The 16390-nt window shown below is 72.1% G+C and carries 14 protein-coding genes; 9 read left to right on the plus strand and 5 right to left on the minus strand.

Features of this window, described 5'->3' with window-relative positions:
- Positions 1–183: 183 nt before the first annotated feature.
- Together ACIQV3_RS24130 and ACIQV3_RS24135 are read right to left on the minus strand one after the other, a co-directional pair.
- Complete coding sequence (locus tag ACIQV3_RS24130) at positions 184–981, minus strand: phosphatase (RefSeq protein WP_403714989.1); 798 nt, start codon at positions 979–981, stop codon at positions 184–186.
- A 65-nt stretch (positions 982–1046) separates the two neighbouring features.
- Positions 1047–1637: a TetR/AcrR family transcriptional regulator gene (locus tag ACIQV3_RS24135; RefSeq protein ID WP_403714991.1), complete on the minus strand. Its 591-nt coding sequence runs from the start codon at positions 1635–1637 to the stop codon at positions 1047–1049.
- Positions 1638–1737: 100 nt separating this feature from the next.
- Between ACIQV3_RS24135 and ACIQV3_RS24140 the strand changes: the two genes are divergently transcribed.
- From ACIQV3_RS24140 to ACIQV3_RS24165, 6 genes are all read left to right on the plus strand, one after another.
- Complete coding sequence (locus tag ACIQV3_RS24140) at positions 1738–3369, plus strand: carboxyl transferase domain-containing protein (RefSeq protein WP_403714993.1); 1632 nt, start codon at positions 1738–1740, stop codon at positions 3367–3369.
- Between the two features lie 16 nt (positions 3370–3385).
- The gene (locus ACIQV3_RS24145) at positions 3386–5647 is read left to right on the plus strand and encodes a biotin carboxylase N-terminal domain-containing protein (RefSeq protein WP_403714994.1); all 2262 of its coding nucleotides are present in this window, start codon (positions 3386–3388) and stop codon (positions 5645–5647) included.
- Positions 5644–6576 carry a hydroxymethylglutaryl-CoA lyase gene (locus ACIQV3_RS24150; protein WP_403714996.1) on the plus strand — a complete coding sequence of 311 codons (933 nt, stop codon included), beginning with the start codon at positions 5644–5646 and terminating at the stop codon, positions 6574–6576. The genes ACIQV3_RS24145 and ACIQV3_RS24150 overlap by 4 nt, the downstream gene beginning before the upstream one ends.
- A gap of 8 nt (positions 6577–6584) precedes the next feature.
- Positions 6585–7745, plus strand: coding sequence for an acyl-CoA dehydrogenase family protein (locus ACIQV3_RS24155; RefSeq protein WP_403714998.1), 1161 nt, complete (start codon positions 6585–6587; stop codon positions 7743–7745).
- A 125-nt stretch (positions 7746–7870) separates the two neighbouring features.
- Positions 7871–8911 (plus strand): ABC transporter substrate-binding protein, encoded by a 1041-nt coding sequence (locus ACIQV3_RS24160; RefSeq protein ID WP_403715000.1) that lies wholly within the window; start codon positions 7871–7873, stop codon positions 8909–8911.
- A 157-nt stretch (positions 8912–9068) separates the two neighbouring features.
- A complete protein-coding gene (locus ACIQV3_RS24165) occupies positions 9069–9995 on the plus strand; it encodes a siderophore-interacting protein (RefSeq protein ID WP_403715002.1) in 927 nt (308 codons plus the stop codon).
- Between the two features lie 37 nt (positions 9996–10032).
- On the opposite strand, the gene ACIQV3_RS24170 is transcribed toward ACIQV3_RS24165, so the two are convergent.
- Complete coding sequence (locus tag ACIQV3_RS24170; protein ID WP_403715004.1) at positions 10033–11625, minus strand: beta-N-acetylhexosaminidase; 1593 nt, start codon at positions 11623–11625, stop codon at positions 10033–10035.
- A 52-nt stretch (positions 11626–11677) separates the two neighbouring features.
- On the opposite strand from ACIQV3_RS24170, the gene ACIQV3_RS24175 reads away from it, so the two are divergent.
- The 3 genes from ACIQV3_RS24175 to glmS all read left to right on the plus strand — a co-directional run bounded on the left by ACIQV3_RS24175 (position 11678) and on the right by glmS (position 14909).
- Positions 11678–12646, plus strand: coding sequence for a DUF4429 domain-containing protein (locus tag ACIQV3_RS24175; RefSeq protein WP_403715007.1), 969 nt, complete (start codon positions 11678–11680; stop codon positions 12644–12646).
- Positions 12647–12753: 107 nt separating this feature from the next.
- Positions 12754–13029, plus strand: coding sequence for a hypothetical protein (locus tag ACIQV3_RS24180; protein ID WP_250741293.1), 276 nt, complete (start codon positions 12754–12756; stop codon positions 13027–13029).
- 62 nt (positions 13030–13091) lie between these two features.
- Positions 13092–14909 (plus strand): glutamine--fructose-6-phosphate transaminase (isomerizing), encoded by a 1818-nt coding sequence (gene glmS, locus ACIQV3_RS24185; RefSeq protein ID WP_403715009.1) that lies wholly within the window; start codon positions 13092–13094, stop codon positions 14907–14909.
- A 145-nt stretch (positions 14910–15054) separates the two neighbouring features.
- Here glmS and ACIQV3_RS24190 read toward each other — a convergent pair whose 3' ends face one another.
- Both ACIQV3_RS24190 and ACIQV3_RS24195 read right to left on the minus strand, forming a co-directional pair.
- Positions 15055–15621, minus strand: coding sequence for an acetate uptake transporter (locus tag ACIQV3_RS24190; protein ID WP_403715011.1), 567 nt, complete (start codon positions 15619–15621; stop codon positions 15055–15057).
- Positions 15622–15720: 99 nt separating this feature from the next.
- Positions 15721–16251 carry a universal stress protein gene (locus tag ACIQV3_RS24195; protein ID WP_403715013.1) on the minus strand — a complete coding sequence of 177 codons (531 nt, stop codon included), beginning with the start codon at positions 16249–16251 and terminating at the stop codon, positions 15721–15723.
- Positions 16252–16390 lie beyond the last annotated feature (139 nt).

Genomic DNA, 16390 nt, shown 5'->3' on the forward strand with positions numbered 1-16390 from the left:
TTGTTTGAGGCTCTAGATCCCCCGCGCCCCCCCCGCCCCCCCCCCCCCCCCCCAACCCCCCCCCCCCCCCCCCCCCCCCCCCCCCCCCCCCCCCCCGCCCCCCCCCCCCACCCGCAGCCAGCCCCCACGCACCCCAGCCACCCCCAGCCCCGCCGGCGCTTGAGGCGCAACGCCGCCGCAGGGCTAGAGCAGCCCCGCCGCCCCCAGCAGATAAGCGACCATCGGGTCATAGAAGCGCGGGTCCCGAACATGGTCATCCAGCGGCACCGCCACCTGCAGCGTCCCCTCCGCCTCCGCCAGGAACAGCGCCGGGTCGTTGCAGTCGGCGTAGCCCACCGCGTCCAGCCCGCGCTGCGCCGCGCAGCCCGCCCAGCCGTGGTCGGCGACGACCAGGTCGGGCTGGGGGCGGCCCAGCGCCGCCAGCGCGTCCAGGATGGCCGCCATCGGCTCCGGGGAGTGGGTGTGCCACAACGTCGCACCCCGCTCCATGACCGCGACGTCCGCGAACTGCCACACCGACCCCTCGTCGGCGACCAGCCCCGCCGGGATCACCACGATCTCGCAGCCCGCGGAGCGCAACGCGTCGGCCGTGGCCCGGTGCACGTCCAGCAGCCCGCCCGGGTGCCCCGTGGCCAGCAGCACGCTCTGCCGGTCCAGCGCGGCCTTGCGCAGCCGCGCCGCCATCCGGTCGAGGGCGGACACGGTGAGTTCGGGGTCGATGGTGTCCTGGCCGACGCGGTGCGCGGGGTCGTCCACGACCCCGCACCGCTCGGCCATCACCGCGAGCACGTCCTGCTCGTCCGTCCAGCGGTCGCCCAGCTCCAGGCCCAGCCAGTAGTGCCGGTCGCCGTTGGCGAGCTTGCGGTAGTGGGACAGATTGTTCTCGCGCGGAGTGGCGACGTCCCCCGCGATCCGCGTGCGGACCAGGTGGTCGATGAGTTCGGCTCGACTGGGCACAGGCGTCTCTATCGGCTTCGGCATGCGGCCCATTCTGCCGCCGAGCACCCGGAGCCGTCCCGTCCATCCCGACCTGCGGACGCGCCCGGTCATCCCGACAGCGCCCCGAAGGCCCCGTTCGCGAGCCGCCGCAGCAGCGACTCGGTCGCGTCCCGGCCGAGCGCCGCGAGGTGCGGGGTGGAGTTCAGCAGGCCGAAGACCGCGTGCACGGAGACGCGTACCTCCGCCTCGCCCACCTCGGGGTGCAGCTCCCGTACGACGTCGACCCACAGCTCGACATACTTGCGCTGCAGCTGCCGCACGAGCTTGCGGTCGGCCTCGCGCAGCCGGTCCAGCTCCCGGTCGTGGAGGGTGATCAGCGCCCGGTCGTCGAGCGCGAAGTCGATGTGGCCGTCGATGAGGGAGGCCAGTACAGCTGCCTGATCCCCGTGCGGGGCAGCGGCGGCCTCCTCCACCCGGCGGCGGCCGCCCGTGAGCAGCCGTTCGCTGATGCCGACGAGCAGCTCGGCGAGCATCGCGTCCTTGCCCGCGAAATGCCGGTACAGGCCGGGTCCGCTGATGCCCACCGCGGCCCCTATCTCGTCCACGCCCACGCCGTGGAAACCGCGCTCGGCGAAGAGGCGCGCAGCCTCGCCGAGGATCTGCTCGCGCCTGGTCGGGGCGACCGCTCTGGTGCTCATGGGAATCCATTCTAGACAGGGCGGTTAGCGGTCGTTAACCTAGGCCTCACATGCGTTAACGCTCATTAACCGGAGCGCACCGAGCAAGGGAGCTCGACCGATGCAGCAGGCACCAGTGCTGACGAGCGCCGCCGATCCGGCGTCCGACGCCTGGCGGGCCAACGAGGCCGCCCACCGAGAGCTCTCCGAGGGCCTGCGGGCCCGGCTGGAGGCGGCCCGGCTCGGCGGCGGGGAGAAGGCCCGCGCCCGCCACACCGCCCGCGGGAAGCTGCTGCCGCGCGACCGCGTGGACGCCCTCCTCGACCCGGGGTCCCCCTTCCTGGAGCTGGCCCCGCTGGCCGCCGAGGGGATGTACGGGGGCGCGGCCCCGGCCGCCGGGGTCATCGCCGGCATCGGCCGGGTCAGCGGCCGCGAGTGCGTGATCGTGGCGAACGACGCCACCGTCAAGGGGGGCACGTACTACCCGATGACGGTGAAGAAGCACCTGCGCGCCCAGGAGGTGGCCCTGGAGAACCGTCTCCCCTGCCTCTACCTGGTCGACTCGGGCGGCGCCTTCCTCCCCATGCAGGACGAGGTCTTCCCCGACCGGGACCACTTCGGCCGCATCTTCTACAACCAGGCCCGCATGTCGGGGGCCGGCATCCCGCAGATCGCCGCCGTCCTCGGCTCCTGCACGGCGGGCGGCGCGTACGTCCCGGCCATGAGCGACGAGGCCGTCATCGTCCGCGGCCAGGGCACGATCTTCCTCGGCGGCCCGCCGCTGGTGAAGGCCGCCACCGGCGAGGTGGTCACGGCCGAGGAGCTGGGCGGCGGCGAGGTCCACTCCCGGACCTCCGGGGTCACCGACCACCTCGCGGAGGACGACGCCCACGCGCTGCGGATCGTACGGAACATCGTGGCGACCCTGCCCGAGCGCCAGGCCCTGCCCTGGTCGGTCGAGGCTCCCGAGGAGCCCAAGGTGGACCCGTACGGGCTGTACGGCGCGGTCCCGGTCGACTCCCGCACCCCCTACGACGCCCGCGAGATCATCGCCCGGATCGTGGACGGCTCCCGCTTCCAGGAGTTCAAGGCGGAGTTCGGGCAGACCCTGGTCACCGGCTTCGCCCGGATCCACGGGCACCCGGTCGGGATCGTCGCCAACAACGGCATCCTGTTCTCCGAATCGGCCCAGAAGGGCGCGCACTTCATCGAGCTGTGCGACCAGCGCGGCATCCCGCTGCTGTTCCTCCAGAACATCTCCGGCTTCATGGTCGGCCGGGACTACGAAGCGGGCGGCATCGCCAAGCACGGCGCCAAGATGGTCACGGCCGTGGCCTGCACCCGGGTCCCCAAGCTCACGGTGGTGGTCGGCGGCTCGTACGGCGCGGGCAACTACTCGATGTGCGGGCGGGCGTACAGCCCCCGCTTCCTGTGGATGTGGCCCAACGCCAAGATCTCGGTGATGGGCGGCGAGCAGGCGGCCTCCGTCCTCGCGACGGTCAAGCGCGACCAGATCGAGGGCGCGGGCCAGGAGTGGCCCGCCGAGGACGAGGAGGCCTTCAAGGCCCCGGTCCGGGCGCAGTACGAGGAACAGGGCAGCGCCTACTACGCCACGGCGCGGCTGTGGGACGACGGGGTCATCGACCCGATGGAGACCCGGCAGGTGCTGGGACTGGCCCTGACCGCGTGCGCGAACGCCCCATTGGGCCAAAAGGATCAAACACAGCCGGGCTTCGGCATCTTCCGTATGTGACGTGAGGACCTCACTGATGTTCAGCACTGTTCTGGTCGCCAACCGGGGCGAGATCGCGGTCCGCGTCATCCGCACGCTGCGGGAGCTCGGCATCCGCTCCGTGGCCGTCTTCAGCGACGCCGACGCGGACGCCCGGCACGTACGGGAGGCCGACACGGCCGTCCGCATCGGCCCGGCGGCGGCCGCCGAGAGCTACCTGTCGGTGGAGCGGCTGCTCGACGCGGCGCGCCGCACGGGAGCCGAGGCCGTCCACCCCGGGTACGGCTTCCTCGCGGAGAACGCCGCCTTCGCGGCCGCCTGCACGGACGCGGGCCTGGCCTTCATCGGGCCGCCGGCCTCGGCGATCTCCCTGATGGGCGACAAGATCCGCGCCAAGGAGACCGTGAAGGCGGCGGGCGTGCCCGTGGTGCCCGGCTCCTCGGGCAGCGGGCTGACCGACGCCGACCTGGTCGCCGCCGCCGAGGAGATCGGCATGCCGGTGCTGCTGAAGCCCTCGGCGGGCGGCGGCGGCAAGGGCATGCGGCTGGTACGGGACGCCGGGCTGCTCGGCGAGGAGATTGCGGCGGCCCGGCGCGAGGCGAAGTCCTCCTTCGGCGACGACACCCTGCTCGTGGAGCGCTGGGTGGACCGGCCCCGGCACATCGAGATCCAGGTACTGGCGGACGCGCACGGGAACGTGGTGCACCTCGGGGAGCGCGAGTGCTCGCTCCAGCGGCGCCACCAGAAGGTGATCGAGGAGGCCCCGTCGGTGCTGCTGACGCCGGAGCTGCGGGCCTCGATGGGCGCGGCGGCGGTGGAGGCGGCGCGGTCCTGCGGGTACGTCGGCGCGGGCACGGTGGAGTTCATCGTCCCGGGCGGCGACCCCTCCTCGTACTTCTTCATGGAGATGAACACCCGGCTCCAGGTGGAGCACCCGGTCACCGAGCTCATCACGGGCCTGGACTTGGTGGAGCAGCAGCTCCGGGTCGCGGCGGGCGCGGAGCTGGGCTTCGGCCAGTCGGAAGTCACCCTCACCGGCCACGCCATCGAGGCCCGCGTCTGCGCGGAGACCGTGTCCAACAGAGAAGGGGCGCGGGGCTTCCTGCCGTCCGGCGGCATGGTGCTGGCCCTGTCGGAGCCGTCCGGCGGCTCCGTCCGTACGGACTCCGGGCTGGCGGTGGGGGTCGACACCGGGTCGACCTACGACCCGATGCTGTCGAAGGTCATCGCCTACGGTCCCGACCGGGCGGCGGCGCTGCGCGTCCTGCGGGGCGCCCTCGCGGACACCGTGATCCTGGGCGTCCAGACCAACACGGGCTTCCTGCGCCGCCTGCTGGCCCACCCGGACGTGGTGTCCGGGGACCTGGACACGGGCCTGGTCGAGCGGGACCTGTCCCAGCTCCTCCCCGACGGGGTCCCGGACGAGGTGTACGCGGCGGCCGCGCTGCTGGCCGGGGGCGCGTTCCCCCACCCCGCCCCTTCCCGAAACCGGGGCTCCGCCCCGGACCCCGGTCCTCAAACGCCGGACGGGCTGAAGGGCTGGGTCGACCCGTTCGACGCCGCCACCGGCTGGCGCCTCGGCGGCACCCCCGCCTGGACGGTCCACCACTTCCGCCTCCCGGGCCAGGACCCGGTCACGGTCCGCACCCGCCCTACCGGAACGGGCCGGGACACGGAGCTGCTGCTGGACGCGGACGACTCCGCAACACGCACGGACTCGCCGGCTCCGGCCGCCTCCGCGGCGCGGACGGACTCGCCGGCCCCGGCATCCTCCGCGGCGCAACCACATCCTTTGCCCGCACCCGACGGCGGCGCCCAGCCCAATCCAGCCCCGCCGGCGTTTGAGGCGCGGGGTCTGGGGCGGAGCCCCAGCACCCCGGCCCGGGGCCGGATCGTGCAGCTCACCCCCGAGCACCTCACGGTCGAACTGGACGGCGTCACGCACCGCTTCGCCCACGCCGCCTCCCCGGAGGGGACCTGGCTCGGCCGTGACGGCGACTCCTGGCACGTCCAGGCGCACGACCCGGTCGAGGCCGGCCTGCGCGGCGCGGGTCGCGCAGGCGCCGACACCCTCGCCGCCCCCATGCCCGGCACCGTCACGGTGGTCAAGGTGACCGTGGGCGAGAAGGTGGCCGCCGGTCAGAGCCTGCTCGTCGTCGAGGCCATGAAGATGGAGCACGTCATCTCCGCCCCGCACGCCGGCACCGTCACCGAACTCGACGTGACCCCCGGCACCACGGTCGCCATGGACCAAATCCTGGCCGTGGTCACCCCCGACGAGGAGGAGAAGGGCGAATGAACGGGCTTCCGATGAGCTTCGCCGACGAGGGCCTCCCGGCCCGGATCCGCATCCACGAGGTCGGCGCGCGCGACGGGCTGCAGAACGAGAAGACGGCCGTCCCGACCCACGTGAAGGCCGAGTTCGTGCACCGGCTCGCCGCGGCCGGGCTCACCACCATCGAGGCCACCAGCTTCGTGCACCCCCGGTGGATCCCCCAGCTGGCCGACGCCGACGAGCTGTTCCCGCTGCTCGCCGACGTGCCGGCCGCGCTGCCGGTCCTCGTCCCCAACGAGCGCGGCCTCGACCGCGCGCTCGCCCTCGGGGCCGACCGGATCGCCGTGATCGGTTCGGCCACCGAGACCTTCGCCTCCCGCAACCTCAACCGCACCGTCGCCGAGTCCCTCGCGATGTTCGAGCCCGTCGTGGCCCGCGCCAAGGAGCACGGGGCGCACGTCCGCGGCTACCTCTCCATGTGCTTCGGCGATCCCTGGGAGGGACCCGTCCCGGTCCACCAGGTGGTCGGCGTCGCCAAGGCCCTCCTCGACCTCGGCTGTGACGAGCTGAGCCTCGGCGACACCATCGGCGTCGCCACCCCGGGTCACGTGCGGGCCCTGCTGTCCGCGCTCAACGAGGAGGGCGTGGGCACCGACCGGCTCGGCGTGCACTTCCACGACACCTACGGCCAGGCCCTGTCCAACACCCTCGCCGCGCTCCAGCACGGCGTGACCACCGTCGACGCGTCCGCGGGCGGCCTCGGCGGATGCCCGTACGCCAAGAGCGCCACCGGCAATCTCGCGACCGAGGACCTCGTCTGGATGCTCGACGGCCTCGGCATCGAGACCGGGGTCGATCTGGCCGCCCTCACCGCCACGAGCGTGTGGATGGCCGAGCAGCTGGGGCGACCGAGCCCCTCCCGTACCGTCCGCGCCCTCTCCCACAAGGAGTAACGAAGACCATGGCCCTCGACCACCGGCTCACCCCCGAGCACGAGGAACTCCGTCGCACCGTAGAGGCGTTCGCGCACGATGTGGTGGCGCCCAAGATCGGCGATCTGTACGAGCGGCACGAGTTCCCGTACGAGATCGTCCGCGAGATGGGCCGCATGGGCCTGTTCGGCCTGCCCTTCCCGGAGGAGTACGGCGGCATGGGCGGCGACTATCTCGCCCTCGGCATCGCCCTGGAGGAGCTGGCCCGCGTCGACTCCTCGGTCGCCATCACCCTGGAGGCCGGCGTCTCGCTCGGCGCGATGCCGCTCTACCTGTTCGGCACCGAGGAGCAGAAGCGGGAGTGGCTGCCGCGGATGTGCTCCGGCGAGATCCTGGGCGCCTTCGGCCTGACCGAGCCCGGCGCGGGCTCCGACGCGGGCGGCACCCGTACGACCGCCGTGCGGGACGGCGACGAGTGGGTCATCAACGGTTCCAAGTGCTTCATCACCAACTCCGGTACGGACATCACCGGCCTGGTCACCGTCACCGCCGTGACGGGCCGCAAGGCGGACGGCCGCCCCGAGATCTCCTCGATCATCGTCCCGTCGGGCACCCCCGGCTTCACGGTGGCCGCGCCCTACTCCAAGGTCGGCTGGAACTCCTCGGACACCCGTGAGCTCTCCTTCGACGGCGTACGGGTCCCCCTCGCCAACCTGGTCGGCGCGGAGGGCCGCGGCTACGCCCAGTTCCTGCGGATCCTGGACGAGGGCCGCGTGGCCATCTCGGCGCTCGCGACGGGCCTGGCGCAGGGCTGCGTGGACGAGTCGGTGAAGTACGCCAAGGAGCGGCACGCCTTCGGCAAGGCGATCGGCGACAACCAGGCCATCCAGTTCAAGCTGGCGGACATGGAGATGCGCGCCCACATGGCCCGGATCGGCTGGCGCGACGCGGCCTCCCGGCTCGTGGCCGGGGAGCCGTTCAAGAAGGAGGCGGCCATCGCGAAGCTGTACTCCTCGACGGTGGCGGTCGACAACGCGCGCGACGCCACGCAGATCCACGGCGGCTACGGGTTCATGAACGAGTACCCGGTGGCCCGCATGTGGCGCGACTCCAAGATCCTGGAGATCGGTGAGGGAACGAGCGAGGTGCAGCGCATGCTGATCGCCCGTGAGCTGGGACTTTCCGCCTAGCGGCCGTCGGCGGTGCGGTACGGGGCCCTCCAGGCGGAGGGCCCCGTACCATTTTCAGCCAAGGTTAGGCTAACCTTCCTATCGAACGCCCGAGCCACCCAGTACGCACGAAAGTGGACCTCCCCATGCCCAAGTCCCGCTCCTCCCTCCTCACCCGCCGCGGCCTCATCGCGGCGGGCGGCGCCCTCGGCCTCGTGGCCGCGCTCACCGCCTGCGGTGGCAGCGACTCCGCGAAGGACGGTTCGGGCGACAAGGGCGCGGGCTCCGCGGCCTCGGGGCCCTGGAGCTTCAAGGACGACATGGGCAAGGACGTCACCACCAAGTCCGCGCCGAAGAACATCGTCGCCTTCACCGGCACCGCCGCCGCGCTCCACGACTACGGGGTCGAGGTCAAGGGCGTGTTCGGCCCGACGAAGACCGCCGACGGCAAGGCCGACGTGCAGGCCGGCTCGATGGACATCTCCAAGGTCGAGATCCTCGGCAACGTCTACGACGAGTTCAACGTCGAGAAGTACGCGGCCCTCCAGCCCGACCTCCTGGTGACCAACACCTGGGAGCCGGGCAGTTACTGGTACCTGCCGGAAGCCTCCAAGGACAAGATCCTGAAGCTGGCCCCGGCCGCCGCGATCGGCGTGGGCGGCGACGTCACGATGGACAAGGCCCTGGCCCGCACCGCGGACCTCGCGAAGTCCCTGGGCGCCGACCTGAACACCAAGAAGACCGTCGACGCCAAGGCCCGCTTCGAGGCCGCCTCCGCGAAGCTCCGCGAGGCCACCAAGGCGAACCCGGGCATCAAGGTGCTCGTCGGTTCCGGCGCCGCCGACCTGTTCTACGTCTCCACCCCGGCCACCTCCGCCGACCTGAAGTACTTCCAGTCGCTCGGCGTCGAGTTCATCGTCCCGGACAAGGTCGAGGGCGGTTTCTTCGAGAGCCTCAGCTGGGAGAACGCCGGCAAGTACAAGGCCGACGTCGTCCTCCTCGACAACCGCACCGGCACCCTCCAGCCGCAGGAGCTGAAGGCCAAGCCGACCTGGGCCGAGATGCCGGCCGTCAAGGCCGGCCAGATCACCCCCCGCGTGACCGAGCCGATCTACTCCTACGAGAAGTGCGCGCAGATCCTCGAAGAGCTCACCAAGGCCATCCAGAACGCCAAGAAGGTCAGCTGACCCGCGGCCCCCGGCCCCCAGCCCCTGACAGTCCGGCCCCGGCGCCCCACCCAGGCGCCGGGGCCTTCTGCCGCATCCCGCGCACCAACGGGCCGCAGCGCCCCGCTGCCGTACCGGCCGCCCGGCCCGCCACCGACCCGACTCCCAGGGGGACCGCATGACCGCCACCGCCCCGGACGCCGCACCCGAAGCCGCCGGAATCGCCAATGACGCCCCCCACTTCCGCTTCTTCGCCCTCGAAGTGCTCCGCACGCGCCGGCTCGGCCGCTCCTTCCTGCGGATCACCTTCGGCGGCGAGTCCCTGAGCGGCTTCCGCTCGGGCGGCTACGACCAGAGCCTCTCCCTCTTCCTGCCGCCCGCCGGCCGGGAGCACACGGTGCTGCCGTCCACGGACGAGGACACCTGGTTCGCGGACTGGCGCGGGATGCCGGACGAGGAGCGCCCGGTGATGCGCTCCTACACGGTCCGCGAACAGCGCCGGACGGCCGCCGGCGTGGACGAGGTGGACATCGACTTCGTCCTGCACGGAAGTTCCTCCCCCGCCTCGTCCTGGGCGGGCCGCGCGGTGACCGGCCGCCGGATCATGGCGATCGGTCCGGCCGTCGCGGAGAACAAGTCCGTACGCTTCCAGCCACCGGCCGCCACCGACGCGTTCCTCCTCTACGCGGACGAGACCGCCCTGCCCGCGGCCGCCGCGATCCTGGACCGCCTCCCGGCGGGCACCCCGGTCAGGGCCTGGTTCGAGGTCCCGCACGAGGAGGACCGGCTGTACCTCCCGACGCCCGCCGGCGCGGACATCACCTGGGTCGTACGGGACCCCGGCGCCGGCCGCGAACGCACCGACCGGGTCCTGGACGCCCTCCGCACCGCCGAACGGCCCGCCGCCGCAGCCCCGTACGCCTGGATCGCGGGCGAGTCCGCGACGATCCGGGCGGTCCGCAAGCACTTCGTCCAGGACTGCGGCATCGACCGCCGCGCGGTCCGCTTCACCGGTTACTGGCGTCTCGGCGCGAGCGAGGAGCAGCTCCTCGCGGAGGCCTACGCGGGCCGGGCACCCAGCGAGGACCCGACCGCGGAGCTCTAGCGGAGCGCCGCCGGCTGCGGACCGCCCGCACGCGGCCCTACTGCCACGGCACGTCCGGTGCCCGGAGGTAGTTGATGTCCTGGGCGTCCAGGCGGGGGCCCTGGGCGGCCAGGCGCAGGCGGTACGAGGTCCAGTCACGGGTGGCGGCCGGGGACCAGCCCAGTTCCGCCAGGCCCAGGACGCGCGGGAAGGCCATCTGCTCCCAGTCCTCCCGGGTCGCGATCGTCTCCGTCCACAGCGGGGCCTCCACCCCGAGGACCGCGGACTCCGGCAGGCCCGTCAGGTAGGCCCCCGGGTCCCAGTCGTAGGCGCGGCGCACCGGTACGTACCCGGCCCAGGCCAGCCCCGGCTTGGTCTCCTTGTCGTACTTCATGTCCAGGTAGAGCCGGTCCGCCGGGGACAGGATGACCGGGCTGCCCGCCTTGGCCGCCGCGGCCACCGCCGCCTTCTCGGCCGCCGCCGTGCGGTCGTGGCCCCAGTACTGGAGCACCGCCCCCGGAGCCGGCCGGGCCGTCGCGAGCTGGTGCCAGGCCACCACCGTCTTGCCGTGCTTCGCCACCACCGCCTGGGCCCGGTCCATGAAGGCCGCGTAGTCCGCCGCGGGCGTGGAGTGGGCCTCGTCGCCGCCGATGTGCAGGTACTCGCCGGGGGTCAGCTCCGCGATCTCCCCCAGCACCTGGTCGATGAACTCGTAGGTCCGCTCCTTGCCCACGCACAGCGAGCTGAAGCCGACCTTGATCCCGGTGTAGCGCTCGCGCGCCTTGCCGTCGCAGTTCAGCTCCGCGTAGGCGGCCTGCGCGGCGTTCACGTGGCCGGGCATGTCGATCTCGGGGACCACGTCCACGTACCGCTGCGAGGCGTACGCCACCAGGTCCCGGTACTCGTCCTTCGTCCAGTGCCCGCCGGGCCCGCCGCCGACCTCGCTCGCGCCCCCGTACTCCGCCAGCCTCGGCCAGGAGTCGATCGCGATGCGCCAGCCCTGGTCGTCGGTCAGGTGCAGGTGCAGGGTGTTGACCTTGTACTGGGCGAGCTGGTCGACGTATCTCTTGACCTGCTCCACCGTGAAGAAGTGGCGGGCCACGTCCACCATCGCCCCCCGGTACGCGAAGCGCGGCGCGTCCGTGACCGTGCCGCCGGGCACCGTCCCCGGACCGGACACCGGCAGGAGCTGGCGCAGCGTCTGGCCGGCGTGGAAGAGGCCTTCGGGCGTGCGGGCGGTGAGGGTGACCCCGCCGGGCCCCGACTCCAGCCGGTAGCCCTCCTCCCCCGCCGCCTCGGCGCCCCTGTCGATCCGCAGCCGGACCCCGTCGCCCTCCGCGCCGTCTACCACGGGCAGCGGCAGCCCGCTGGGGCCGCGCAACTGTTCGGCGAGGAGTTCTCCGACCTTGCGGACCTCCTCGTCGCCGGTCAGGCCGGTACGGATGACCGTGCCCGGGCCGAAGGCGTACCCCGGGCCCTGGGCCCGGGCGGAGACGGGCGCCGGCAGGAGCCGTTCGTAGGGCGCGAGCACGACGGGGGGCTCGTCGCCCGGCCGGGCGTCGTCCCCCCTCGCGGCGCTGCTGCAGGAGGTGGCCGCGGGGATGGCGGCGAGGACGAGGAGGGCGGCGAGCACGCGTCGCGGGACTCTCATGGGCATAGGTATAGGCCAACCGGGCTCGTGGGGCCGATGCAAGAATCCAAGGATGGCGGAAATCATCCAGAAGGACGGCACATGGACCTTCGACGGGGACGCGGTGCGCATCGTGCCGGGCCGCGACAAGGGGGTGGGCCTGCTGCGCCAGACGCTGGGCGAGGTACTCGTCCCGCTGCGCGCGCTGGCCGGCATCTCCTACGAACCGGGGCGCAAGGCGGGCCGGCTGCGCCTGCGGCTGCGTGACGGCGCCGACCCGCTGCTCCAGGTGACGGGCGGCCGGCTGCCGGAGGCCTCCGACCCGTACCGGCTGACGGTGGAGCCGGACCGCGGCGGGGTGGCGGAGTACTTCGTGGACGAGGTCCGCCACGCTCTGCTGCTGGACCAGGTGGACGGCGGCCCCACCGACTCCTACCTCCTGCCCGGTCCCGCCGTGCCGATCACGGTCGGCGCGGGCGACGGGACGGTGGCCTTCGACGGGGACCGGGTGGCCCTGGACTGGAACTGGACGACGGAGGAGGCCAAACGCTCCGGCGGGGCCCGGGAGTTCAGAATCGCGGACCTGCGGTCGGTGGAGTGGGCCCCGTCGCGGGGGCTGGAGAACGGGTGGATCCGCTTCGCTCTGGCCGGCGCCGGCCAGAGCGCGGCGCCGAAGTACGACCCGTACACGGTGGAGCTGTTCGGCTTCAAGAAGGACCCCCTGATGGCGCTGGTCGCGGCCGCCGTGGCGGTCCGCATGCCGCACCCGGCGGCGCCCTCGCCGGCGCCCGAGCCCTCGCTCTCGTTCCCACCCTCGCTCTCCCCCTCGCCCTCCCCCTCGCTCCCGCCCGCGCCCTCGCTCCCGCCCGCGCCCTTGCCGGAAACGGGTCCGGACGTCGCACCCGCCCCCGCCGCCGCCCCGGCGCAGGACCACGACGCCCTGCTGCGGCGGCTGCGCGAGCTGGGAGAGCTGCATCAGACGGGGATCCTCACGGCCGAGGAGTTCACGACGGCGAAAGCGACGATTTTGGGTCGTTTCTGACCACCAAAGACCGGAATTAACCCCTCCCCTGGTCCAGACCAGCGCGATCCTGCCCGATTTCGGGCAGGATTTTTGCGTTCTGCGGCTCGCACCGACAATATCGACGGATGCCCGACCGCCGCCCGTCGCACGAAGACCTCGTCGACCACTTGGTGCGCAGCACCTCGCTCCAGCGGGGCGAAGCCGCCCGAGTGGTGCTCGACGTCCTCGCGTACTTCGACGAGAGCACCGAGGAGTTCGTCCGCCGGCGCCACCGTGAGCTCCAGTCCGGGGGCGCGGTCAACGCGGACATCTTCGAGCGGATCGCGGCCGAACTGCCGCACCGCGCCGTGGCACCGCCGGAGCTCTCGCTCCGGCAACTGCGCCGCATCGTCTACGGCTGAGACACCTGCCGGGGATCCGGACAGCGGCAAGAGCAACCGAACTTCAGGAGGGGAAAGACCTTATGTGCGGAATCGTGGGTTACATCGGCAAGCGTGACGTGGCACCGCTGCTGCTGGAGGGCCTGCAGCGACTGGAGTACCGCGGCTACGACTCCGCGGGCATCGTCGTCAACAGCCCGAAGGCCGCGGCCCTGAAGGTCGTCAAGGCCAAGGGGCGCGTGCGCGAGCTGGAGTCGCGGGTCCCCAAGCGCTTCGCCGGCACCACCGGCATCGCCCACACCCGCTGGGCCACCCACGGCGCCCCGAGCGACATCAACTCCCACCCGCACCTGGACGCCGACAACAAGGTCGCCGTCGTCCACAACGGCATCGTCGACAACGCCTCCGAGCTGCGCGCCAAGCTGGAGGCCGACGGGGTCGTCTTCCTCTCGGAGACCGACACCGAGGTGCTCGTCCACCTCATCGCCCGCGCCCAGTCCGACACCCTGGAGGAGAAGGTCCGCGAGGCGCTCAAGGTCGTCGAGGGCACCTACGGCATCGCCGTGATGCACGCCGACTTCCCCGACCGCATCGTCGTGGCCCGCAACGGCTCCCCGGTCGTCCTCGGCATCGGCGAGAAGGAGATGTTCGTCGCCTCGGACATCGCCGCGCTCGTCGCCCACACCCGCCAGATCGTCACCCTCGACGACGGCGAGATGGCGACCCTGAAGGCCGACGACTTCCGGACCTACACCACCTCCGGCACGACGACCACCGCCACGCCCGAGACCGTGGAGTGGGAGGCCGCCTCCTACGACATGGGCGGCCACGACACGTACATGCACAAGGAGATCTCCGAGCAGGCCGACGCGGTCGACCGCGTCCTGCGCGGCCGGATCGACGACCGCTTCAACACCGTCCACCTGGGCGGCCTGAACCTGGACCCGCGCGAGGCGCGCGGCATCCGCCGGGTCAAGATCCTGGGCTGCGGTACCTCGTACCACGCCGGTCTGATCGGCGCGGGCCTCATCGAGAGCCTGGCCCGCATCCCCGCCGACGCCGAGCCGGCCTCCGAGTTCCGCTACCGCAACCCGGTCGTGGACCCCGACACCCTCTACATCGCGGTCTCCCAGTCCGGTGAGACGTACGACGTGCTCGCGGCCGTGCAGGAGCTCAAGCGCAAGGGCGCCCGCGTCCTCGGCGTGGTCAACGTGGTCGGCTCCGCGATCGCCCGCGCGGCGGACGGCGGCGTGTACGTGCACGCCGGCCCCGAGGTCTGCGTCGTCTCCACCAAGTGCTTCACCAACACGGTCGTGGCCTTCGCGCTGCTCGCCGTGCACCTCGGCCGCATCCGCGACCTGTCCGTCACCGACGGCAAGCGGATCATCGACGGCCTGCGCAAGCTGCCCGCGCAGATCCAGGAGATCCTGGACGGCGAGGAAGACATCAAGAAGCTGGCCGCCGAGTACGCCGAGGCCAAGTCGATGATGTTCATCGGCCGCGTCCGGGGCTACCCGGTGGCCCTGGAGGCCTCCCTGAAGCTCAAGGAGATCTCCTACATCCACGCCGAGGCCTACCCGGCCTCCGAGCTCAAGCACGGCCCGCTGGCCCTCATCGAGCCCTCGCTGCCGACGGTCGCGATCGTCCCCGACGACGACCTGCTGGAGAAGAACCGCGCGGCCCTGGAGGAGATCAAGGCCCGCAGCGGCCGGATCCTCGCGGTCGCCCACACCAAGCAGGAGAAGGCCGACCACACGATCCTCGTGCCCAAGAACGAGGACGAGCTGGACCCGATCCTGATGGGCATCCCGCTGCAGCTGCTGGCGTACCACACCGCCCTGGCCATGGGCCGGGACATCGACAAGCCGCGCAACCTGGCGAAGTCCGTCACCGTCGAGTAGGTCGCGCAGTCGCGCGGTCGCGTGGATCTCCGGATCACCACGCGAGGAAGGCCCCCGGGAATCCCGGGGGCCTTTTCGTGCGGTGCGTGCTGCGTGCTGCGGCATGCGTGGTGCGACATGCGTGGTGCGGTCGGTGCGTCGGACGTCAGCTCGCCGCGACGGCTCCGCGCCGGCCCTTGCCGAGGGCCATCGGCCAGCTCGCCAGCGCCGCGGTGGCCCCGTACCAGGCCAGCAGTCCGCAGAGCGCCGCCACCCAGCCGGCCGCCTTGGCCAGCCCGTCGCTCTCGGCGAAGGTGCCTATCGCCAGGAGCAGCAGGGACAGGGTGAACAGGCCGTACACGCCCTGACCGAACAGACCGCCCGAGGCGGCAGCGGTGAGGGTCAGTGCCAGCATGGCGAAGAGCACGAGGAACATCCCGGCCGCGTCTGCCGAAACCTTTCCGTCGGCCCCACTGGCCCAGATGAACCAGAAGGTTCCGATGCCCGCGAAGGCCGTGCCGTTGAAGCCGTCGCCGCCGCGGTACTCGAGGACTCCGAGGACGAACAGGGCGAGTCCGCCGAGGTACATCGCGAGCGACACGGAGTTCGCCGCGGTCACACCGTCGATGATGCCGGTGTTGCCGATACCGAACGCGAGAAGGGTGAGACCCAGGGCGATGTGCCCGAGGGCCGAAGTCGAGGCCGTGCTTCCCGCAGAGACACCGTTGTCCACGGCGGGCTCCCTTCGATCTGCAGTTGTTTGCTGCGTCCCAGCAGCCTTTATCTACCCCTTACATGGGGGTGCACAACCGCACAATCGACATACAGACGGTTACGGGATGACAACGACCGGTCGCTGCGCCCGCTTCGCCAGCCGGCCCGCCACCGATCCGAAGATCCGGCCGACGATCCCGTGCGTGGAGCCGACCACGATGGCGTCCGCCGAGTACTCCCGGCCGACCTCCTCCAGCTCGTGGCAGATGTCCCCGCCGCGCTCGACGAGGATCCACGGAACCTCGGACAGGTAGTCCGCGCAGGCCAGCTCCAGTCCCAGCACCTCGGTGCGGTGGTCCGGCACGTCCACGAAGACCGGCGGCTCGCAGCCGGCCCACACGGTGGTGGGCAGCCGGTTCGCCACGTGGACGATGATCAGACCGGAGCCGGAGCGACGGGCCATGCCGATCGCGTACGCGAGGGCGCGCTCGCTGGACATGGATCCGTCGAAGCCCACCACGACCCCGTGCCGGAAGGCCGGGTCGCAGGGATGACGTGGTTGTTCCACCGCGCGCAGGTCGGCCGATTCGGGGTCGGCCAGGCGTTTGCGCTTGCGGTCCGCGGGTTCGGAGAATTCGTGACCGGCCATGGGTGTCTCGGCGAAGAGGTCCTCAGGGGAAGGGACAAGGGGACGGGGCGCCAATAGGCGGAAGCGACGATTCAAGCGGGACGATTCCAGAAAACGACAACTCAGTGTGACCGAGCTCTGTCCGGGAAGCATCTTCCCA

The sequence above is a fragment of the Streptomyces sp. NPDC099050 genome (assembly GCF_044759865.1).
Classification (GTDB): Bacteria; Actinomycetota; Actinomycetes; order Streptomycetales; family Streptomycetaceae; genus Streptomyces.